At 43.4% G+C, this 23,677-nt stretch carries 16 protein-coding genes; 9 read left to right on the plus strand and 7 right to left on the minus strand.

Going from position 1 to position 23,677, the window contains the following annotated elements; translation table 11 throughout:
* Positions 1 to 63 precede the first annotated feature (63 nt).
* The 3 genes from WC743_RS20365 to WC743_RS20375 all read left to right on the plus strand — a co-directional run bounded on the left by WC743_RS20365 (position 64) and on the right by WC743_RS20375 (position 7,608).
* Positions 64 to 3,351, plus strand: coding sequence for a SusC/RagA family TonB-linked outer membrane protein (locus tag WC743_RS20365; protein ID WP_373015016.1), 3,288 nt, complete (start codon positions 64 to 66; stop codon positions 3,349 to 3,351).
* Between the two features lie 18 nt (positions 3,352 to 3,369).
* The gene (locus WC743_RS20370; RefSeq protein WP_373015018.1) at positions 3,370 to 5,007 is read left to right on the plus strand and encodes a RagB/SusD family nutrient uptake outer membrane protein; all 1,638 of its coding nucleotides are present in this window, start codon (positions 3,370 to 3,372) and stop codon (positions 5,005 to 5,007) included.
* A 240-nt stretch (positions 5,008 to 5,247) separates the two neighbouring features.
* The gene (locus WC743_RS20375; protein ID WP_373015020.1) at positions 5,248 to 7,608 is read left to right on the plus strand and encodes a beta-L-arabinofuranosidase domain-containing protein; all 2,361 of its coding nucleotides are present in this window, start codon (positions 5,248 to 5,250) and stop codon (positions 7,606 to 7,608) included.
* A gap of 99 nt (positions 7,609 to 7,707) precedes the next feature.
* On the opposite strand, the gene WC743_RS20380 is transcribed toward WC743_RS20375, so the two are convergent.
* The 4 genes from WC743_RS20380 to WC743_RS20395 all read right to left on the minus strand — a co-directional run bounded on the left by WC743_RS20380 (position 7,708) and on the right by WC743_RS20395 (position 12,369).
* The gene (locus WC743_RS20380; RefSeq protein ID WP_373015022.1) at positions 7,708 to 9,282 is read right to left on the minus strand and encodes a glycoside hydrolase family 43 protein; all 1,575 of its coding nucleotides are present in this window, start codon (positions 9,280 to 9,282) and stop codon (positions 7,708 to 7,710) included.
* A gap of 32 nt (positions 9,283 to 9,314) precedes the next feature.
* Positions 9,315 to 10,391: an adenylate/guanylate cyclase domain-containing protein gene (locus WC743_RS20385; protein ID WP_373015023.1), complete on the minus strand. Its 1,077-nt coding sequence runs from the start codon at positions 10,389 to 10,391 to the stop codon at positions 9,315 to 9,317.
* Between the two features lie 110 nt (positions 10,392 to 10,501).
* Complete coding sequence (locus WC743_RS20390) at positions 10,502 to 11,410, minus strand: PhzF family isomerase (RefSeq protein WP_373015025.1); 909 nt, start codon at positions 11,408 to 11,410, stop codon at positions 10,502 to 10,504.
* Positions 11,411 to 11,469: 59 nt separating this feature from the next.
* Entirely contained in the window at positions 11,470 to 12,369 is a 900-nt protein-coding gene (locus WC743_RS20395; RefSeq protein WP_373015027.1) for an alpha/beta fold hydrolase, read from the minus strand.
* Between the two features lie 119 nt (positions 12,370 to 12,488).
* On the opposite strand from WC743_RS20395, the gene WC743_RS20400 reads away from it, so the two are divergent.
* From WC743_RS20400 to WC743_RS20410, 3 genes are all read left to right on the plus strand, one after another.
* Positions 12,489 to 12,953, plus strand: a complete 465-nt coding sequence (locus WC743_RS20400) for an Lrp/AsnC family transcriptional regulator (protein WP_373015029.1) — start codon at positions 12,489 to 12,491, stop codon at positions 12,951 to 12,953.
* Between the two features lie 329 nt (positions 12,954 to 13,282).
* Entirely contained in the window at positions 13,283 to 15,304 is a 2,022-nt protein-coding gene (locus WC743_RS20405; RefSeq protein WP_373015031.1) for a hypothetical protein, read from the plus strand.
* 218 nt (positions 15,305 to 15,522) lie between these two features.
* The gene (locus tag WC743_RS20410) at positions 15,523 to 15,765 is read left to right on the plus strand and encodes a hypothetical protein (RefSeq protein WP_373015033.1); all 243 of its coding nucleotides are present in this window, start codon (positions 15,523 to 15,525) and stop codon (positions 15,763 to 15,765) included.
* Positions 15,766 to 15,849: 84 nt separating this feature from the next.
* Here the strand turns inward: WC743_RS20410 and WC743_RS20415 are convergent, their stop codons facing one another.
* Complete coding sequence (locus tag WC743_RS20415; RefSeq protein ID WP_373015035.1) at positions 15,850 to 17,037, minus strand: DUF1015 family protein; 1,188 nt, start codon at positions 17,035 to 17,037, stop codon at positions 15,850 to 15,852.
* Between the two features lie 463 nt (positions 17,038 to 17,500).
* Here WC743_RS20415 and WC743_RS20420 point away from each other — a divergent pair, with 463 nt between their 5' ends.
* From WC743_RS20420 to WC743_RS20430, 3 genes are all read left to right on the plus strand, one after another.
* Positions 17,501 to 17,971: an Lrp/AsnC family transcriptional regulator gene (locus WC743_RS20420; RefSeq protein WP_373015037.1), complete on the plus strand. Its 471-nt coding sequence runs from the start codon at positions 17,501 to 17,503 to the stop codon at positions 17,969 to 17,971.
* Positions 17,972 to 18,221: 250 nt separating this feature from the next.
* A complete protein-coding gene (locus WC743_RS20425) occupies positions 18,222 to 19,337 on the plus strand; it encodes a Gfo/Idh/MocA family protein (RefSeq protein WP_373015039.1) in 1,116 nt (371 codons plus the stop codon).
* A 63-nt stretch (positions 19,338 to 19,400) separates the two neighbouring features.
* Complete coding sequence (locus WC743_RS20430) at positions 19,401 to 20,027, plus strand: DUF1080 domain-containing protein (protein WP_373015041.1); 627 nt, start codon at positions 19,401 to 19,403, stop codon at positions 20,025 to 20,027.
* Positions 20,028 to 20,113: 86 nt separating this feature from the next.
* Here WC743_RS20430 and WC743_RS20435 read toward each other — a convergent pair whose 3' ends face one another.
* Both WC743_RS20435 and WC743_RS20440 read right to left on the minus strand, forming a co-directional pair.
* Entirely contained in the window at positions 20,114 to 21,295 is a 1,182-nt protein-coding gene (locus WC743_RS20435) for a PepSY-associated TM helix domain-containing protein (protein ID WP_373015043.1), read from the minus strand.
* A gap of 2 nt (positions 21,296 to 21,297) precedes the next feature.
* Complete coding sequence (locus WC743_RS20440; RefSeq protein ID WP_373015045.1) at positions 21,298 to 23,601, minus strand: TonB-dependent receptor; 2,304 nt, start codon at positions 23,599 to 23,601, stop codon at positions 21,298 to 21,300.
* Between the last annotated feature and the right edge of the window lie 76 nt (positions 23,602 to 23,677).

Consider the following 23,677-nt stretch of genomic DNA (forward strand, 5'->3'; position numbering starts at 1 on the left):
CAAAAGGAAACACTTAAATGTATGAAGATTTATTTACAAAACCATTTTGACTGGTTTAAAATTATGAAAGTAACTTTTACTCAATTAGTATTAGCCTTCGTTTTTACAGGTTTATCTTTTGCTACCCCAAGCAAAGGACAAGCTGTTTTAGAAAAGCGTATTGATTTTACTATTCAAAATTCGAGTTTAAACTCAGCTTTAAAGCAGCTCGAGAAAGAAAGCAATGTGAAGTTTGTATACCGCAAAAGCTTGGTAGAAAACGAGCGGGGAATCTCTGTTAACGTAACACAAATGAAATTAGAAGAAATACTTACCCAACTTCTAAAATCAAGAGGTATAAGTTTCGAGATAATTAGTAACCAAATTGTTTTAACCAAGGTTGAAACTAAGGAAGCAATAAATAATACACCCGTAAAAGAGACGCAGGTAATTACGGCTGAAATGCCGGTAAGATCAATAACCGGCAGGGTAACTGATGAAAGCGACATGCCTATGCCCGGAGTAAGTGTTGTAATAAAAGGCACCCCCACAGGCGCACAAACAGATGCAAGTGGTAAATATAGCTTAAATGTGCCCGATGATAACGCCACACTGGTATTTTCGTTTGTCGGTTATATTCAGCAGGAAGTAACCGTTAACGGGCGCAGTATAATTAATGTGTTGCTTAAGGCCGCGCCTAATTCATTGAACGAAGTTGTGGTTATCGGTTATGGCAGCCAAAAGAAAGGCGATGTTACCAGTTCTGTTGCTACCGTAAAAGCCGAAAACTTTGTAAAGGGCCCGGTGCTGGATGCCGGTCAGTTATTGCAGGGTAAAGTTGCCGGCCTCACCGTTGGCGCGCCCAGCGGCAACCCAACCGACGGAACGCAGATCTTACTCCGCGGAAATACTACCTTATTAGGCGCCAACTCAAATCCACTGGTAATTATTGATGGTATCCCCGGCGATCTGAAAACCGTAGCGCCAGAAGACATAGAATCAATTGATGTGCTAAAAGATGGCTCATCGGCTGCAATATATGGTGTAAGAGGATCTAACGGGGTAATAATTATTACTACCAAACGTGCAAAAGGCACCAACACCAACCGTGTTGATTATAGCGGCTATGCTACTACACAAGTCATATCAAAAAAGTTGGATATGCTGACGGCTCAGGATTACCGTGACCAGATCAGCGCAGGGACGAGAGAGGCCAGCTGGGATGCGGGCGCCAATACCGATTGGCTTAAAGAAGCAACCCGTACGCCGGTAACACAGGTACACAACTTAACAATAAGAGGCGGTAACAGTACAACAAATTATTTAGCCTCGGCCAATTACCGCTCATTACAGGGCATTTTTAAAAAGAGCGATAACGAAACGTTTACTGGCAGGATAGATGTTAACCACAGTATGTGGGATAATAAATTAAAGATAAATATTGGTATACTGAACCAAACCAATAACTATACCCGTAATAATAATGGATCAAACAGCTTTAACGGCTGGATATACAGGCAAACCGTTATTCGTAACCCTACCGAACCGGTACGCAACGCGGCAGGAGACTTTTATGAGCAGCCCGGCAACTTTGATTATGAAAACCCGTTGGCGCTTTTATATGAAAGCAATGGTAAATCAGAGAACGTAAACTCACGTATGAATGCTACCATTACTTACCGCCCTATAGACGATTTAAAGTTATCGGCCCTGGCATCTTACTCAAGATTTAACGGAACCGATGGCTATGCCGAATCGAAAAAGCATATCTCTAATATAAAGAACGGCCTAAATGGCTTTGCCTCGGTAAGTTCAAACCTATCTATTGACAGGCTGACCGAGTGGACGGCCGAATATTCTAAATCAATAAAGAACCACAGCTTTACCCTGTTAGGCGGATATGGTTACCAGGAAAATGTAAGGTCAAATTCCTATGCTGATAACCAGGATTTTCCTACGGATATTTTCGACTGGAATAACCTGGGCCTGGGCGAAGGTATTAAAAACAAAAAGGCTACTATAAGCAGCGGCAAATCAGAAAGCAACCTGATAAGCTTTTTTGGAAGGTTAAATTATAGTTTTAAAGACAAATACCTGTTAATGGCCAGTTTACGCCATGAAGGTGCCAGCCAGTTATATGGTGCTAACAACCCCTGGGGTAATTTTTGGGCAGTATCCGGTGGATGGCGGATCAATAAAGAAAGCTTCCTGAAAGACAGCGAACTGTTTGACGACCTGAAACTGCGGGCCGGTTATGGTATTACGGGTAATCCGCCTTCAGCAGGGTTTTTAAGTCAGCCACTGATCAATTATACCGATTATGTGTATTCAAACGGTAAATGGACACGCATATTGGTTCCGGCTACAAACGCTAACCCTTTCATCAGGTGGGAAGAAAAGCACGAAACAAATATCGGGGTGGATTTTAGTATGCTAAAAAACCGTATAAGCGGTAGCATAGATGTTTATAACCGCCGTATATCGGGGTTGCTTTATGAGTATTCGGTACCCAGCCCTCCAAACCTGTATGATCGTACCCAGGCTAATGTAGGTAAAATGGAGAACAGAGGCATAGAGGTAATGTTGAATTTTATGCCTTTAAAATCAAGAACGTTTATATGGAATACCAGTGTAAACTTCTCAACCAACACAAACAAATTAATAAGCCTGTCTAACGAGTTATATCAAACCACTACTCCTTACTTTACTACAGGTTTTGCCGGTATACCAATACAAACATTTACAAATATTGTAACCATTGGCAAAGGCATTGGCGATTTTTATGGTTATAAGGTTATTGACATTGGCGACGATGGTAAATGGATATATGAAGGCCGGGACGGCCAGCCTGTTAAATATGATGATCTGGCACATAGCTTTGAAGATAAAAAGGTAATAGGCAACGGTTTACCAAAATATTACGCCGGCTGGAATAACAGCTTTTCTTACAAAAACTTCGATTTAAATGTAACCATGCGTGGTGCTTTTGGTTACCAGATCATCAATTCGCAAAGGATGTATATGGAAAATCCGGCCATCCAGAATTATAATATCTTAAAATCTGCTTACAATCCTGTTTTTGGCAAAACGCCATTAAAGGTTAACGCGCTTGAGTTTAACAGCTATTACGTAGAGGACGGCGATTTTTGGAAGGTGGATAACATTACGCTTGGCTATACCTTTAATAACATAAAAACCGGTTATATAAAAGGCGCCCGTATTTATGTATCAACATTAAACACCTTCACCTTTACCAAATATAAGGGCCTGGATCCGGAAGTGAACAGGATGGGTCTTGCGCCGGGTTTGGATGATCGTGACAAATACCCTACAACCCGCTCAATTACCCTGGGTGTAAACATGAATTTTTAATATTTAAAATTTTTAGAAATGAAAAAGTTAAAAAATATATACTTAACTGTTGGTGTATTTGCTTCGCTGATGATGGTTACCGCCTGCACCAAGCTAAAAGATACGCCTTATACAGCCATTATATCAACAAAGTTTAACCCTACCAAAGATGATATTGCTGCCCTGGTTGGCGCGGGCTATTCACAATGGCGTTTTATTTTGCTTGACTGGAACGGCCTATGGCGTGCACAGGAAGTTACAGGTGACCAGCTGGTTATACCTAAACGCCCCTGGGGTTGGTTTGATGATGGAGTTTACCAGCGTTTGCACAAACACACCTGGACAACTGATGACGATGTAGTTAACCAAACCTGGGGCAGAACCTATGCCGGTATTACCAACTGTAATCGCATTATTTTTCAGATAGAATCGGGCCTGATACCCATTACCGTAGGGAAAGAGGCAACACTGGCCGAGCTAAAAGTTCTGCGTGCATCATATTACGCCATCCTGTGCGATTTTTATGGGAATGTGCCAATAGTAACACAGTTTGACCTGCCCATAGGCTTTCTGCCTAAACAAAACACGCGCACCGAAGTGTTTGAGTTTATTGTTAAAGAGCTTAATGATAACATCCCGCTGCTAAGCGCCGAAAATAGCGTGGCTACTTATGGCAAGTTTAATAAATGGGCCGCCTATACCCTACTTGCCAAAATGTACCTTAATGCCGGCGTTTATACAGGCACTCCCAGGTGGAACGAGAGCATAGCCGCATGCGATGCCGTTATTAACTCCGGTGCAGGATATATGCTGGAGCCGGCACAAAAAAACGTGTTTGTAACCGAGAATCAAAGTTCAAAGGAAATCATCTTCGCATTGCCTATGGATGAAGATTATACCAACAATTGGAATGCGTTTGACCTGCACATGCAAACCCTGCAACAAGAAAATCAGGCTACTTATAATCTTAAAAATACTCCGTGGGGCGGTATATGCGCTATTCCGCAGTTTATAAATACTTTCGATCAAAGCGATGCACGGTATATCAATAACTGGATAAAAGGCCAGCAATATACTTCCGCAGGGCAAATGCTTTATGTTGCCCAGGGCGATTTTATTGGTAAGCCACTGGCTTTTATAAATGAATTGCCGGGCCTTGAGAAAGGTGAGTCTGTCCATGGTCTCCGGTTGGGTAAATTCGAGATCAAGTTGGGCTCTACTAACAGGTTGAGTAATGATTTTCCTATTTTTCGCTATGCGGATGTTTTAATGATGAAAGCCGAGTGTTTGTTGCGCACCGGGCAGGCCGCTGCCGCCGCCGCTATTGTTACACAGGTTAGGCAACGTAATTTTGCTTCCAATCCGGCCAAAGCAATTGTTACAGGCATACAATTAGAGCAAGGCAGTTCCTATGCGTACGGACTGAAAGACCAGGTGAATAATCAAAATACTAACGAAGGAGGCGCCGATATTCAATATGGCCGTTTCCTTGATGAGTTGGGTTGGGAGTTTGATCAGGAAGGGCACAGGCGTACTGATATGATTAGATTTGGGGCATTTACCAAAAAATCATGGTTATCGCATTCTGCAACTAATAATCTTAACCGCATAATATTTCCAATACCGCGTACACAACTCGAAAAAAATAGTAACCTGAAACAAAACCCGGGTTATTAAATAAATTAAGGGTGGCTGCGGCCATCCTTAATTTAACTGAACAGGCCAATGATAAACTTGTAAATCGGGGCTGTTTAAAACGACAAGGGAACAGGTGTATATGGTATGCCTACCTGTAATTAATTGGCGGCAACCGTTCCTGAGCCTTTAAAGCGATATGTTGGTAAAAACTGCAGGCAGATCATCGCAGACCCAATCTTATCACTTCAAAACAATCAGATAACAGCGTAAATTCATAATATGAAAGTTAAAAAGATCTGGCTGGTACCGCTGGTGTTGTTGGCTGCCAATGCCACGGCACAGCATGCCGGTTTGCAAAGTTTCCCGGTATCATCAGTGCGACTGCTTGACGGGCCTTTTAAAAAGGCTCAGCAAACGGATATGAAATATATACTGGCCCTTGATATGGACAGATTATTGGCACCCTACCTTACCGAAGCCGGGCTCACCTCTAAAGTGAAAAGTTACGGTAACTGGGAAAATAGCGGTCTTAACGGGCATATTGGCGGGCATTATCTTTCGGCATTATCGTATATGTATGCCGCAACCGGTAACCCCGAATTGTTGCGCAGGCTTAATTATATGATTGATGAACTGGCGTTATGCCAGGAAAAAAATGGCGATGGCTATATTGGCGGGGTGCCAAAAGGCCGAATTTTTTGGAAGAACATTAGCGAAGGTAAAATTGACGCCGGTACCTTTTCACTAAACGGACAGTGGGTGCCCTTTTACAATATTCATAAAGTATATGCCGGGTTAATTGATGCCTATACGGTTACGGGTATTCCAAAGGCTAAAGGAATGCTTGTTAAATTTGCCGATTGGGTTTATAACCTTACTTTGGGTTTGTCTGACACGCAATTGCAGGTGATATTGCGCAATGAGCATGGCGGCATGAACGATGCATTGGCCAAAATTTGCCAGATCACCGGCAACCAAAAATATCTCACGCTTGCCAAACGGTTTTCACACAAGGCAATCCTCAACCCCTTATTGCATCAGCAGGATTCGCTTACCGGGCTTCACGCTAATACGCAAATACCAAAAGTTATAGGCTTTGAGCAAATAGCCGAACTTACACACGATACTGCTTGGGCAGATGCGGCAAATTTCTTTTGGAAAACGGTAGTAGAACACCGGTCAGTAGCATTTGGCGGCAACAGTGTACGGGAGCATTTTAACCCGGTTGACGATTTTTCATCAATGGTAGAAGACAGGGAGGGCCCCGAAACATGTAATTCATATAACATGCTTAAACTTACAAAGCAGCTCTTCCTGGCAAAACCATCGGCCGCTTATATCGATTATTACGAACGCACTTTGTATAATCATATATTATCATCGCAGGGGCCAAACGGCGGCTTTGTATATTTTACACCTATTCGCCCAAGGCATTACCGCGTTTACTCACAGCCGCAGCAAGGTTTTTGGTGCTGTGTAGGCACCGGCATGGAAAACCACGGCAAGTACGGCGAGCTGATATACGCCCACGATGCCAAAGATGTTTATGTTAACCTGTTTATGGCATCAACGCTCAACTGGAAGCAAAACGGGCTCAGACTGGTACAAAGCACAACATTTCCTTATAAAGAAACGTCGCAAATTAAGATAACGTTAAATAAGCCAAAGTACTTTTCAATCCATTTGCGCCATCCGGCATGGGTGCAAACCGGCAAAATGAAGGTACTGGTGAACAATATAGCCCAAGCTATTAAAAGCGATGCGGCATCATACGTTAGCGTAGCACGCAAATGGAAAACCGGTGATGTTATCACCATTGTAGTGCCAATGGAAACCAAAGCCGAGCAATTGCCTGATAAATCGCAATGGGTGACGTTTGTACACGGACCTATGGTTTTGGCTGCAGCTACCGATACAACCGATCTGACAGGTTTATATGCCGATGACAGCCGCATGGGTCATATAGCCGCAGGTAAACTGTACCCAATGGATGAAGCTCCGCTTATTGTATCTGATAAAAAGGATCTGGCTACACTGGTGAAAACTGTGCGTAACGTCGATCTTTCTTTCAGCGTGAGCGATGCCACCTATCAAACGAAATACAAGGGGCTTAAGTTAGTACCCTTTTATACTATACAGAACGCCCGGTATGTAATGTACTGGCCATACACTACCTCCCAGGGCCTGGCTAGTATGCAAAAGGCTGTAAAAGATAAAGAGGAAGCCGCTTTAAAGCTGGATGAGATTACGGTTGATAAAGTTACGGCGGGTGAGCAGCAGCCAGAAGCGGACCATGCCTACAAAGGCGAAAACTCCGCAAACGGTTTATTTAAAGATCGCCACTTTCGTAACGCCCGGGGTTGGTTCAGCTACAATCTAAAAAACAATGCCGGTGAGGCTAAAAAAATACGCGTTACCTACAGTGTGGGCGGGCCAGGCAACAAGTTTGATATCTACATTAATGGCATTTTATTGTCTGCTGCCGATATGCAAAACGCAAAACGCGGGCAGTTCTTTGATATAGATTATGATCTGCCAGTCGATTTGATGAAACAAAATGCTAAAGTATTGCAGATTAAATTTTCGGCACAACAAAATTCATCTACTGCAAATATTTACGAGGTCAGGCTGTTAAAGTAACGACACGAGCAAATATTAAACCTACCTGCGCTGTGCCTGATTGAAATCCAGTCGATTTCTGTTTCTCATTATATGAGAATATACTTAGTTTAGGTAATATTAATAGTTTGTTATAGTGAATCCGGAAAACCGGGCATCCTCGTTTTCATCACCTTTAAAATGAAGCCCTGCCCTTGGGCTCCGGTCCCACTGCGGCAAGAAGTCTGCCTTTACCGGATTATCGGATGTTAATGCTTTCCAGCCGGTTTTGCCCTGCCGGTAATAAAACCTGCACGTTTTATCAGTAGCTAGCTCCAGTTTGAGTTGTACGGGTAATTTTTTGTTTGCTGACGACTGTGCTAAAGTGGAAAATTTATTGTCTTTAACCTGCCACACTATTACCTGATCGTTTTGGGTACCGATACCTAAAGCCATATTAGCATCACCGTAAAAAGTGAGGCCTTTAAGCGCCTCATTATGATTAAGCACGGTTGCAGCCATTACAAAACTCCCTGAAACAGGCCTGGCAGTTAATACAATGCCACTTTGGTTACCCTGCTTAATACTTCCTGATAAATATAACACACCCTTTTGCTGCTTTATTTTTGGGGTTGAATTACGGAAATCCCATTGCCAATACCTGGCTATTGCCTGCGCCGTAAAGCTTTCGTTAATATCTGGGGCGGCGGCACCCATTATTTTTTGCGTTTTAAATACCGGCCATCCATTTTTTTGCGGCCATACTAATTCGGATATCAGGGCTTGCCTCCCAGTAAATACGGTACTTTGCCTGTTATAAGCATGATGCAGATAAAAATCGGCGCCATTTGGCCCCTTAACAAAGGTACCATGGCCCATGCATTTCCATTTGGCATTTTCAGATAAGATGGGGTTGCCCGAATAGACTTCGTAAGGGCCGGTGATTTTTTTTGCACGGGCTACCCGTACATTATAACCACATTCTGCCCCACAACAATTGCCTGCCGAATAAAAGAGATAATAATAGCCATCTTTTTTAAGGATGCTTTGCCCTTCCATACCTATACGCTGCTCATCTTTTAATAAGGAGAATGGTTCCCCCTCCAGTTTAAGGCCATCTGCCGAAAGCTTGCTGCCCAATAGCTCTATTGGCCGCTTATCAAGGCCATAGGCCTTAAAGGTGATGTATAATTGCCCGTTATCATTAAAAACAAAAGCATCAATAGCTTCTTTACCAAATGCGATGATCACGCCGTGGTCGGTAAAACCTTTATCCGGATACCTGGATGTAGCCACACCAATGTATGATGTATTGTCGGCCTTTCGGCGTGCTGTGTAATAGATGTAATAGGTATCCTTTATCTTATAATATTCGGGTGCCCAAAAAGAACCTGAAGCCCATGCGGGCGCTTTATCAAAAACGTAACCGGTTTGCCGCCAGTTTTTAAGGTCGGTAGATTGGTAAACAGGGAAATGTGGCGCCCACTCGGAGGACGTGCCCACCGCAAAATACTTATTGTTAACCCTGATGACAGATGGATCCGCAAAATCTCCGGGGATAACAGCACCGTCGTTACGTTGAGCCAGTAGTATAAACGGAAATGTAAATATCAGCACAGTGTGCAAAATTATAGCCTTGATTGCTTGCATATTAGCGTGGTTACTTTGTAATTTATAAGTAAATGTAAAACCGCCTAAATTAAGCAATAATGACATAAAAAGCAGTTTATGTAGTGAGCCGGTGGATTTTAGCTGATCGCAAATAATTCAATTTTCTCTCCCCTGCCCCTGAGTTGAGTTTCGCCCAGTGATGTTATTTGAAACGAAGGATCAAGGTCCATTTTTTTTATAAGTGCGTCAGAAATAAGGATATCCACATTCAATTGATTGCACAATCCCTGGATACGGGCCGTTGTATTCAATACATCACCGGTAAAAATGATCTCTTTTTTGAGTACGCCGATCTCACCGGTGGTTACCTTTCCATAATGAAACCCGGCTTTGAACTGCGGTAATACGCCAAATTTCTCTTTGTACTTATCAGCCTTCTTATTTATCGATTCTTTCATGGCAAAAAAACAGCGGATGCAATTATTATTTTTCAAGCCATTTTTTAGTTTCCACGACACGATCATTTCATCCCCTGCATACTGATAAATTTCACCCCCGTAATCAATCACCGGTTCAGACAGATCGGAGAAATATTCTTTCAGCATTTCAAAGTACTTAACATGGCCCAATTTTTCAGCAATCTCGGTAGATGACCGCATATCAAGGAACATAAAGATCCTTTCTTCTTCCACCGGTCTGTGATACTTTCCCAAAAAGAAATTAGCCAGTACTGCCGTGCCAATACTTTCACTTACCTCTGTATAAAATTGGGTAACCACAATAATACAAGCAATGTAAATCAAAACACTCAGCAGGGAATAGTCTGTAAAGAAAGCCCAAATGCCCGACCAGATATCTTTACGGGTGATCGCAAAATTCGCAGTAGTAATAAATGTGAGGACAAGAAACAATAAAACAATCACTAAGTAGATGAGGGATTTGTACAGGATCTTCTTTGTGAAGCTTTTTTTAATGAACCATTTGCTGAAATAAAAAATTTCCAGTACGCCGATCGAGGTGCCGGTTATCAAAGCCAGGAGCGGGATCATGAAAATATTCCTGGCAAAAACATATGTGTTACCTGTGGAAGGGTAATAATGGAGATTGCCCAATAAACCTCTTTCCAGCAGTGTATAAACCATGCTAAATACCAGCCACAGCATACCGAAAGGAATGATGCGTAAAATAGCCCTCCTTGCTTTTGGTGACGGCATTTAAATAAAGTTGGTTAACTACAGCAAGGTATTACTCTTTCAGAAGATTTACAACTTCTTTTCCGTGGGAATAGAGAGTGACAAACTATCTGAAATACCAATCATATCGTTTAAATTTCTATCTCGCTAACAAATACTGTTACGGCGCTTCCGGTTATGTCAACCCTTACGGGACTACCGTTTGATATAGTGACCTTTACGTCCATTGTTCCGGGCCGGCCAATTGCTTCTCCCTGTTTGCCGGTAAAAGAAAATTCCTTGCCGTTAGTTGCAACGATATTGTTGGCTACCAAATATGCCCCAAGCGGGCCATTGGCGTTTCCTGTAACAGGATCCTCCGCGATGCCTATTGCTGGTGCAAACATCCTACCATGTGTCAGTATCCCTGGGTCGTCAGAATCAAGGGTGAACACAAAAAAGCCATTGCATCCGACTTTTGCGCTTAATTGCTTAAGTGCCTCCAAATTTGGGGAAAGCTTATTTAATGTGACTTTTGATTTTATTCCAATAATTACTTTGGAGTGCCCTGTAGATACGATTTGAATGGGGCATTGATCGCTCCGGTCGTCTTGATTTAGTCCAAGTGCATGAACGATCATTTTCTGATATGCAACTGCTATGGGTTTGATACTGATCTGTCCCTGCGTCATCGTTATCCTTATATTTCCATCAGTACCGGTAATCTTAACGGGCAGGATGCCGGCTTTCGTCTTTTGATAAGACAGGTTACCAGACGGCACCGGGTGTTCTAATGCCCTCACAAAGTGGGCGGCGATAGTTGCATGTCCGCAAATCGGCACTTCTGTAGTTGGTGTAAAGAAACGTACTTCGACATCATAGTTTGGATCATCATATTCGTTTTGAAAGATAAAGGCCGTTTCTGAGTTATTAAGTTCCCGGGCGATCAATTGCATCTGTTTTTCTGTAAGCCCATCGGCGTTAGAAACAACGCCGGCCGGATTGCCGGCAAATGGCACCTGTGTAAACGAATTGACCTGGTAAATGCGATATTTTTTCATGTTTATACGAGTTGTAAACTGGGGATTTAACACATACAATTCAATATCACTTATTGCCCTCATGCCTTATTACTGTCTAAAAATGAAAGAAACGATTGCAAAAAGCTTTCGGGATTTTCTTCAACAACCCAATGGGCGGTTCTTGGTATACTAACGGCGGTAACCCTTTCTGCTACCTCCAGCATCATATCTTTCATCAACCCGCCGCTGGTACTTATTTCACCACCAACAGCGAGTACGGGGATCGTAAGTTTTCCGTTTTGTGCAAGAAACGCCTTGTTGTCAAGCACATCCTGATCGAAGGCGCGGTAAACCTCCAGGCCAGCGCGGATAGCACCCGGTGCCGAATAGGCGCTCGTAAACACGTCAATATCTTGTTCACTGATGGCCGCAGTGTTAAAAATCCGATAACCAAAAAACGACTGCAGGTACTGCCGCTCTCGCCCCGAAATAAGCAGCTCGGGCAAGTCAGGCACTGTATGAAATGCAAAATGCCAAACCCGCGGGTGAGAACGGATGCTGTCAAAAGCCTGTGTACCGGGTAAGGGTGCGTCTATTACAACCAGATGAGAAATATGGTTTCGGAATTGCTGGGCATAAGCGTAAGCAACCATCAGTCCGATGTCATGACCAGCCATGATAATCGGCTGTTTTATATCAAGGTGTTGCGTTAAGAGCTGGTGAATGTCTGCGGCCATTGTACTTTTATCATAACCCGAAGCAGGCCGCCACGAATGACCGGCACCCCTGTAGTCCGGAACGATAACTTTATAGCCTGCCTTAGTCAGCCCGGGTATAATAAACCTCCACTCCCACCATGTTTGCGGAAAGCCGTGAAGCAATACAATCACCTGATCGCCTGTACCGACCTCCACATAATGGATGCGTGTACCAGCGTCGATAATTGCCATTCCATGCGTCATCATACCACCTTCCATTTTAATAATTTGTTCTGTCATAACATTGTTATCATTTATTAACGGTTGCAAATTTCGGTTGACCAGTATTTAATTTAGCTTTCGTTTCTAAGGAAGAAATGCCCCCGGCTTTCGAATCAAATGTTTTTAGAATTTCACTTATGCAGTTAGACGAGTTACATTATGCCATTCTGAACGAGCTCCAGGCCGATTCGCGTCTTAGTAATGCAGAAATTGGCAGAAGGATTGGCCTTACTGCACCGGCTGTCTCCGAAAGAATCAAACGAATGCAGAACGAAGGGATAATCAAGGGGTTTTCACTTGAGATCGACTTGGAACTATTGGGTTTTCAACAGCAGGCATTGATAGCTGTGAAACTGCCGCACGGGTATATTGATGCTTTTTTAAAAGAGGCAAAGAAGTTAAACGGCATTACTAATATCACGCATACAACCGGTGAATACTGTTTCTTTGTTACAGTCGCGGTCCAATCCACACGAGAACTGGAGCGAATCATTGATACTTTTGGCAAATTAGGCCAGACTACAACAGTTAATATATTATCTGTTCCGGTGCGCCACAAACCGGTTACCTTTACTCATACGGCATCTCGTGCGCGCCCGTAAACAACATTAATGCCAAAGGGGCACCATTGAGGCCATCTCCCTAAATTTTCAGGGTATAGTTTAGGTAATCAAATCACCTCCTAAAATCTCCATTTTTCTCTTAAAAACTCAAGTTTTCTTTAGCCCTTGCGGCTATACTCATTATTTTGAATCGTAGCACTTTTCGATTAACTTCGAAACGCACAGGATTTACTATTTGTAATATCCACGCAATCTAACCATCAAACCATATGATCTCTTTCCATAATAGTACCAATTTTATCTCCATAAAGAACATCACTTTGTTGCTTTTATTTACTGCTTGTGTAATTAGTTCAAAAGCCCAGCCTATGATAAACCTTTCAAAGTTTAATAAACGTACCGGGGTTAATGTACAGGTTGCGGGTAAGCAAATAGATATAAAATGGCCTGCCGGTAAAGATGACCATGGAAAACTAATTCTTGATCTGGAAAACGGGATGCCTTTATTTAAGAGCATTGGAATAAACACAGGCGCCGGGTTCAAGGAAATTGCATCCGGGCTCGATCCTGCTTACCTGCTTACAGTTGGCAAAAGAACCCTGGACCCTAAAAGCGGAGGTTGGGACGTTTTTTTTGACAGAGTTCCCCTAAAACCATACAAGTCGTATCCTGTTGAATTTACCAAGCATTCTGCAAACGTTATTAGTTCAGGCTCGCAAACAATCATCCGGATTTCTGATATGCAGGCATCATCATTTAAGGGAGTACTTGAAATAACGCTGTATAATGGCAGCCCTTTATTTAATGTAGCAGCTGTAATGGCTACAGAAGCCGATTCTACAGCTATTCTTTATGATGCCGGCTTGGTAAGTAAAACACAAATTTGGCAAAATTTATCCTGGTCTGATGTTAAAAATAAACTGCAGACTACCAAAGTAGTACATGAAGCAACCGCAACAAACCAAGAAGTAAAGTATCGTACAATTATTGGCCAAAGTAAGCAAGGAAGCCTCGCATTGTTTCCACCCCCTCATCAATACTTTTATCCACTTGATGAAGCTTTTAATTTAAAATTCACCTGGTACGGACAAAACTACCATAGTCAGTTGCCTGGCTACGGGATTGGTATTCGTCAGGATCCTCTTGGTGATAAGCGTTATGTGCCCTGGTTTAATGCGCCCCCTAAAACCCTTCAGCGTTTAAACTTTTTTTGCCTTATTGGTACTGACGCTCCTGCAAAGGTGTTGGAAGAGGTGAAGAGGTTTACACACGGGGATTCTTATGCTCCAATCCCGGGATATAAAACGATGGCCAGCCATTTCCATAATGAATTTATTATGGATGTGGTATTAAAGGGAGGGCCTGTTCCTGAAAAGCCTGAATTTAAAGATGTATTTAAGAAAATGGGGGTAAATATTGTGCATTTAGCTGAATTTCATGGGCCGGGCCATCCAAAAGGCCCGGATGAAGAACGTTTAAAAGAGCTGCAGTCCCTTCATGAACAATGTGCCCGGCTTTCTGACAAAAACTTCCTTTTGCTGCCCGGCGAAGAACCAAACAACTTTTATGGTGGTCATTGGCTAAGCTTTTTCCCCAGGCCGGTTAACTGGATTATGTCGAGGCGGGCAGACATGCCATTTGTTTCAACCGACCCTAAATTCGGTAAGGTATATCGTATAGGAAATAAAGATGAAATGTTGAAGCTGCTCGAACTGGAGAACGGCCTGGCCTGGACAGCACATGCCCGTACAAAGGCTTCAACCGGATATCCTGATGCTTATAAAGAGGAGCCTTTCTTTAAGTCTGCAACCTTTATGGGGGCAGCCTGGAAAGCTATCCCTGCAGACCTTTCCCTGCCAACATTAAGCAAACGCGTACTTAATCTTCTTGACGATATGTCAAACTGGGGATTAAAAAAACATATTATCGGAGAGTCCGATATTTTTACAATTACCGAACAAAATGAGATGTACGCACATTTAAATGTGAATTACCTGCAGCTTGATAAGATCCCGGATTTTAAAGACGGGTGGAAACCCGTGCTTGATGCAATGCGAAAAGGAAAGTTTTTTGTTTCTACGGGAGAAGTTTTGCTTCCGATTTTTACCGTCAATGGCAAAAAATCCGGCGAGACTGCTAAAATCACTCCTTCCGGCAAAACGAAGATCGTATTGTCAGCAGATTGGACCTTCCCTTTGAATTTCGCGGAGATAGTTTCAGGAGATGGTAAAAAAGTTTACCGTGAACGAATTAGTTTAAATAATACTGAAGCTTTCCGAAAAAATAAATTTGAATTTACTGTTAATTTAAAGGAAAGGAAATGGGTAAGGGTTGAGTTGTGGGATATTGCAGCAAACGGTGCTTTTACACAACAAGTTTGGTTAGAGTAAATTCAGCCGTTGATTGCTACCTGATCAGTAAAAAACAATAAAGAGACTATTAAACATCAGTTCATATTATGGAATGACCCTAATTGTCTGCCGGATAGAGAAATGGATTTCCGATCCGCTTGGTGTGCCTTATTTCTAATTTTAAAAAACTACTGATAATAATCCAATTTTTTCAAACATCATTTTTTAGCAGTTGTTGCTATTAAAAAATCATTGTTATGGCAAAGAATGAGAATGTATCAACAATTCACCGGAAAGGCAAACCAACCGGTAATGGCAGAGAAAACGAAGGGCTGAATGAAGCATTCGCCGGAACCGATCCGGAAACAGAAAACGAGATACGGGCCGAATATATTGATGAACAGACGGATCAACCGGGCGATAATGTAGAGGTAAGGCATCATAATCGCCATTTGCATAAAGGCGAGGAACTGGAGAGCTTTAAAGATACCGAAGAATAAGGCTGAATGCCTATTAAAGCAGCAGCACTTTAAGAGACAATATGCGATTTCCCGGCAAGTGCCAATTACTACTATGACACCTGTTTAATGTTTATAAAGTAATAAGCCATAAGGGATTTTCGGGTCTATCCAGGTTGCTTTTGGGGGCAATATTTCTCCTGCATCAGCAACCTCCTTCAGCTGTTCCACCGTAAGGGGGCAGAGTGTAAAAGCGACAGCGCAGGGATGTTCCGCTGTAAACGACAACAGTTCCTCCATCGCCTGCGGGCCGCCGATATAGCATATTCGCTTGTCTGTTCCCGGATCCGTCACTCCAAAAATCGGGCGTAGCAGCCTCTCCTGTAGTATTTCGGCATCAATCAAAGCCCCGGCTTCGTACCGGGGAGTTAAATGGAACCACTGCCCGCCGGCGAGCATACCCAAATGGTGCTTTGTTTCCGGCTCCACAGGCAAATTACCTGTTGATTTCCGGACAGTAAAGTCTTCTAGCAGGTTCAATAAAAGTTTTTCTTTTTCTATACATTCGCCTGGCAGGAGCACCCGGTGATAAGCGCGTATACACAATTGATCAGTGGCCATGTACAGGGAGGCGATGGAATTATACATCTGTATGCCCCGGGTTCTTTGCTCTTGTAGCAGGCGGCTGGCAGCGGCCAGGCGGTGATGACCGTCGGCCAGGTAAATAGCAGGAATACCCGCAAACGCTTCGGTCAGTTCCTGTATCACTGCCGGGTCCCCCACCTTCCATAAGTAATGAACACTGGACCCATTGCTCATCGTTGCTTTATTATTACCCGATTTGGTTTCCGTGATGATCCGGTTGATCGTCTCATCAGGCGTATAAGTTAATAATATAGGGCTGCCTTCCAGGCCCGTACATTCCCGGTAATTTTTCAAACGTCGTACGCTGTCGCTAAAAGTCTGCTCATGAATCCTGAGTGTGTCATCCAGTGAGCTTAATGCCCAAATGCCGGTTTGTCTTAAGTTGCCATGAACTATTTCGTAAATATAGAACCCCGGTGTTTGCTCCTGCCATAATTTGCCGTTATCCAGCATTTCCCGCAGCGTTTTGTCTATGGTCATGTAGCCGGCTGCTTGGCCTAGCGGCGTTTCCGGCCGCAAACGGGCTACATGCTCCAGGGAATCCTTCAGGGGTGCAAGTTTCTTTTCGGTTGTGCCGTTTCCCATCACCATCACCTGGGCGCCAAAGACCAGTTGGTCGGCATAGAAAGTGTTGGGGCGCAATGCGCAAAAGGGTTGTATGGTCGCCATATTAATAAACCGAATAATTAACTTCCTGTTCTGAATAAGCCTCCATGAATGCAACAAGCGCTTTTACGCTGCAGCCATTCGGACTATCAGCCATTACTGCAAAGGTTGCAGGTTTTAGTGATGCAAACTATAAGGTACCTATTATTTAGAATCCAATTCTAAAAAGGTCAATATATATACTGTTAGTTTCTATTTGAGCTGCAAAAAACCGCGTATTTTAGATTTCAACCCGGGTTCAGGCACAGTTAAATTAGCAACTCCGTACACTTTGAACTTTTCGCAAACTTAATTAAAAATGAAAATAAACCAGTAATTTCTTGCATACCAGCCCAAATTATTTTACTTTTCCCATACAATAGGAACAAAAATAAACGTATTTAATACACTAAGCCTATGTCCGAAGTCAAAACTTTGAGGCAATTTATCACTGAGAAGCAAGCGGATTTTCATCAAGCAGTTTAAAATGATCAATAACGTACTGGATAAAACGGACCTGGGAATTCTGAACATACTGCAACGGGATTCCAGGACATTCTACAAGGATATTGCCCGGGAGCTGCATAAGTCAGTAACCGCAATACATACGCGGGTAAGGCGCCTGGAGGACGAGGGCTATATTAAACGTTATACCGTTATTCTTGACCATAAAAAAGCCGGACGCGGCCTGATCGCCTACACCCAAGTTTGGATCGAAAAGCACAGCCAGGAAAGCATGATTGCCTTTCAGTCCGAAGTGATCAAGCTGAAAGAAGTCATGGAATGCTCACAAATGACGGGGACGTTCGATTTCTTATTGCGTATTGCCATTCGCGATATAGATGAATACAACGTTTTATATAATGAAAAGCTGCTCAAGCTGCCTAACGTAGACAATATGCAAAGTTTCTTTGTCATGTCAGCAGCGAAGAGTGAGACGGCCTATATACTGGGTTAGAATCGCGATGTATGTTACTATCTTCAAATCTTACTATCTCTAAAAAATCTGGAGAAAAAAAGCATTCCGATTCAACAGGCCATGTTTTATTGGGTCATACCATAACGAGCACATAGCAGTAACTAACTGATTTGTTAGTACGCAGATATCGGGATAAAGTAATACTTTTAGCTGATTTAGTGGCCCGGATACGCTAATCTGTTATTTCCAATAGTAACCTGAATTATAAATAAATTTACTCCATCTACCTATGAAAAATCCTTCGCATACATTCCGTAAGTACCGGATTGCACAAAAACTCATTGTCACTTGTTTGTGCTGTCTGCTATTACACATCAACGCATCGGCACAGCAACTCCGGGTTATAGTTGCCGGTCTGAATCACGATCATATTCATAATGTTTTACATGCCTTTAATGAAGGCCGTGTAAAAATTATTGGAATAGCAGAGCCCAACAAGCAGTTGTGGCTTAAATTTGGAAAGCAATATCATCTTCCTGACTCTCTTTTCTATACCGATCTTAAAAAACTGATCTTGCTGAAAAAGCCCGATGCCGTACTGGGTTATAACGAAGTAGCCGGCCATTTGAAAATAGTACAAATCTGCGCCCCCCTACACATTCCCGTAATGGTAGAAAAACCGCTGGCCGCTACGCTCCCGCAGGCGCTGGAGATTGAAAAACTGGCTAATCAATATCATATAAAAGTTTTAACCAACTTTGAAACAACCTGGTATGCCTCTTATAACAACGTCTATCATACGGTGAATACGGACAGCATAGGCAGTATTAAAAAAATAGTATTTCATGATGGGCACCAGGGACCAAAAGAGATTGGATGCAGCGCTGAATTTTTAAGTTGGCTTACCGATCCGGTTTTAAACGGCGCCGGAGCGATAAACGACTTTGGTTGTTATGGCGCGGACCTGATGACCTGGTTTATGAAGGGCCGCAAGCCTATTGCGGTAACTGCAGTTGCCAGGCACTATAAACCCGGTATTTATCCAAAGGTAGAGGATGACGCTACCATAATTGTAGAATATCCCGGTTCAACAGGAATCATTGAAGCGTCATGGAACTGGCCGTTTTCCATAAAAGATATGGAGGTATTTGGCGAAAAGGGCTATCTGCATGCGTTGGACGCCAAAAATATTAACAGCCGTATGCGTGAAAATATCAAAAGCAGTAAAATAGCTACGCCCTTACCTGCTGATATAAGTGACCCTATCGCCTATCTTTCTGCGGTATTGAATAACAGGTTGCCGGGAACAGATGATCTTTCTTCACTCAAATATAATATGATAGTGATGCGTATTTTAGATGGAGCCAAAAGATCTGCAGTAACCGGCAAACGGATATTGTTATAGAATGATTAGATTTAAAAAAAACGATGAGTGAGCTTAATGGATAATACCATAAAAAAACTTACAATGAAAAAAAAGTCGATCAGTATTATATCCGTTTTTATGATGATGACGGGGTTTATCTTAATTAGCCTGCAAGCCAGCGCCCAAACGGGAACGGAAAAGGGCGCCTGGAAACCTGATGCCGGTTTTGAAAGTCTCTTTGACGGAAGTACCCTTAATGGATGGTGTTACCTAAATAAAGAGGGCAAAGTCACAGAAAATTTTGAAGGAAAGACAGTATCATCAGACGGGCGCTATTCCGCTGCAAATGGAATCCTGGTAGTCAACTATCCTGTAGGGGTAGAACGAAAAATACAAGAGTCCTGGACCGTACGGGAATTTCCCAAAAACTTCGTTCTTAAAATCGAATTTCGCGCGTCTAAAAATGCGGACAGCGGCATTTTTTTACGAAAACAGCAACTTCAATGTCGGGATTATCTTGTGGCAGGCCCTTATAAGGACTTAAAAAACTACCGACCACAGGACTGGAACGTCATAACCGTGACTGTTAAAGACAATATTGCCCACTGCGAGTGCAATGGTGAAGTGCTGGAGAATGCATTGATTTTACCTGCAACCGGTCCATTAGGATTGGAGGGTGATCGTGGGCAAATGGAATATCGTCATATTCAAATAAAGGAATTACCATAGTTATACTTTAGCGATCCGATGTTTTAGATTTTCAAAAGTGATTTTCATTTGAGGAAAAAACCCTGAGATCATGGATTGTGACCCCCTTATATAGCTTGATTTTTTACCAGGGCAGGGAGGTTTTGGTTTCTTTTTGACTTATGGCCTCTTCTGTTATACCAGATGAAAAAACCGGTAACGGGCATAGCAGCACAGCAGAGTGCAATAAAGAAAGTGAGCAGCTTGGTAGGGATGCCGGCATAGGCGCCGGTATGCAGATCATAGTTCATACTTCTGAATTTCTCGCCTCCCTTTACATCCTGATCGCCATACTTCATCAGTAGTTTGCCATTATTACGGTCAAAATAATACCATTCGAACAGATGGGTGCGGTTTTTGGCCAGACGAACCTGAACATCCAACGGGTCAGTATCCTTTTCCCTGAAACGGATCGAAAATACATCAGCCTGGGGATGGATCTGCAAAAGGAGAGCAACCACGCTATCAGCCGCCCCAGGATCGTAAGTTTTATTCGGTGTCGACAAAGGTATGGCCCGTTTCTGGGATGCCTTTCCTCCATTAGCTACGTATTGAACAGACTGATCGGCCCAGTCGAAAGCGAAGACAAGGCCGGTAATACAGATAAGTAAAGCTGGTATAAGGATATAAAAACCCGATATATTGTGCAGGTCATAATTCAGCCGCTTTCCGCCAACATCGCGCTTCAATACAAGGGCCCTTTTGAAGGTCTTTGCCTTCCATTTCCTGGGGAACCAGAGAATAAGACCGCTCAGCAGCAACACAAAAAAGCATAGCGCAGAAGCCCCTGTCACTATGCCGCCTACCGTGTCGCCCAGCAGCAGGTTTCGGTGCAGGCTTAGCACCAATTGGAAAAACTCGTTACGGGTGTCTTCTACGTATACTACTTTTCCCTTATAGGGGTCTACATATACCCGGTAATAATATTTGTTATAGTTCCAGTAACCTATGCCCTTTTTGTCCGTTAGCGAAGCCCGGAATATCCAGGTGCGCCCTTTCGCCGGATAGATCTCACAACGGGAGATCTTAACTTTTGGCCCAAGGGCTTTCTGCGCCTGATCGCGGAGTACGCTAAAATTTTGAAAGTGACGGTTCGTGCCAGATTCGACATAAAACCGGTCATGATAAAAGTACTCCTTCAGTTCATCCGAGAAAACATTGATACAACCAGTCAGGCTTACAATCAAAACAACCAGACCTGTGCTCAGGCCCAGCCATTTATGCAACCAGAAAAATATCTTCCTCGCCATGGTTAAAAGTTATAGGAAACGTTAAGGCTCATGGTTGCGCCGTTGCCACGCACATACTCGGCGTCAATAGCGCGGTACTGGCTTACTACCGGGTAGTAAGAATTATTCAGCAGGTTCTCCACACCAAGGCCAGCCGACCACTTGGTGTTAAACCTGTAACCCGCCGACAGGTTGAAAATACTCACCGGTTTTACAGGCCCCTCGCTATTGGCATACAAACCATTAGAGCGAACGTCAAAACGGTCACGGCTTCCGGTGTATACCCAAAACAGTTTCATATCAAGCGAGTTCAAAGGGCGATAGCCCAGGTAAGCGGTCGCTTTTGGGGGCGCAATGCGCAGGCCGTTCATATACACTTTTGTGCCACTTGCCTGTTCGGCTTTGCCTTCCACAAAGGAGTAACTTCCTCCCAGTGTCCACTGCCGGTTTAAATAAATATCGGCAGCGATCTCGTAGCCATGGATCTTTTCCGGCTCGCGCTGAGGGACCAGGAAACCACCTACATCAACCAGGTTGGCGCCGAGTTTGGAAGTACTGATATAATAAGAAGCCGTTAAATTGACAATACCCAATCTGCTGCTGAAGCCGGCCTCATAATTATTGGTAATGATCGGGTCGGTTGCGATACTTTCCAGCGTGCCACTTGTCGCGCTTCGCAGGATACGCCCTAATTCATTAATGGCAAATCCCTGTGAAAAGCTTACAAACGGGTTGAAAATTTCATATTTGTTATAACGTAAACCGGCATTAAAGGTGGTAGCATTATAAGGTATCCTGCCACCTGTTACCGCAACACTGCCTTCGCCGTTCGGCCCTTTCGCAATAGTATTGAAATCCTGTACTTTAACACGGGCGTTTTCATAGCGTATACCTGCCTTTAAAACAAAATTGGTCATCAGGTCAATCTTCATTTGCGCGTACGGCGCAAGGTTAAGCATATTCATGTTCGGGATATATACCCTGCCATCTGTTAAGATCTGGTTGGTGCGGTCACTCAGCAAGTCGAGGCCATAGGTTAGTTCTCCGTCGCCAAGGCTACCCATCTTCCAGGGCGTGTTCAGTGTAAGGCGAAGACCTTTTTTAAATGACTGGATCTTCGTTTGACCGGGGCCGTACCAGGCTGTCCCCTGCGCTACATACCGGTTCATAGATACAAAACCATTATAATAGGCCGAAACATCCAGGGAACTTGACAAAGGCAAGGCGTTGTTATGATAAGAAAGCAAGGCATTGTGGTTATAAGGTGTGCCTGCCGCTTCTCCGGGGTCTTCGCCTTTTTTACCAACGGAAGGCGTTACCCCATATTTACCGGTTACGTTGATATAATCGGTGTTCTGTACGCTTCTGAACAAATTATACGAAGCTACGATCTCGCTATGCTCATCCGGCTTGTAGGCCAGTTTTACAAAGGCATTGTAAAGTGAGTTTTCACCAAGTCCGTCAGCCTGGGCATTCACGTTTCCTTTGGCGTCTTTTAATACCCCGGTATAGTTGTAAGTACCGTTAACTACATAAGAAAACTTCTTCACCGTGCCAGAAAAGCTTTGTGAAAACCGGTATCCTGCGGTGTTTGAAGGATGAACCAGGTTGCCATTGATCCCAACGCTGGTTGTGCCGCTGAACGTTTTATCCGCAACGGGCTTTTTAGTAATAAAGTTGATGATACCGCCTGCAGACCCATTGCCGTAGATGGAGGTTGCCCCCTTAATGACCTCAACCCGTTCAATAACTGCAGGATCAAGTGTGCGGATATCGCGGCTTCCGTTCATGAGCGGCGTCGATTGGGGGATACCGTCGATCAGTACCAATACCTGACGGCCGCGCAATGTTTGGCCGGCATTGGTTGCCTTATTACTGGAGGTTCCAAGTCCCGGAATGGTGTTTCCAAGGATGGCGGCAATAGAAGGATTGACATTCAGTTGTTCCTTAATGGCGCGTGCAGTTAGGATAGTGACCGAAGAAGGAACATCTTTCAGGCTTTCCGGTTTTCTTCCGGCAGTAACAACTACTTCCGAAAGCGCATTCCCTGCCTGGAGCACAAAAGAAACCTGGATGGTGCTGTCGGCGATAAGCTCCAACTCTTTTACCGCGGTTTGGTAACCTACAAGGCTAACACTGATACGATGGGTACCGGTAGGCAGGCCTTTGATCAAAAATTTACCCTGCACGTCTGTAGGGCTGCTATTGCTACCGTTTACCGTAACGGTCGCATATTTCAACGGTTGGCCTTCTGTATCATTTACTGTACCTGTTAGCGAGGCTTTCAAATTGTCTTTGTTTTGCCCAAATAAGGTGGCAGGAGACAAAATGTTAGTTATTAAAAATAATGTAAATATCAGTATGACTTTTAATGGATTATAGAAGCTCTCAAAATCAGCTTTT

Origin of the sequence: Mucilaginibacter sp., assembly GCF_041660805.1 — a bacterium.
Lineage (GTDB): Bacteria > Bacteroidota > Bacteroidia > Sphingobacteriales > Sphingobacteriaceae > Mucilaginibacter.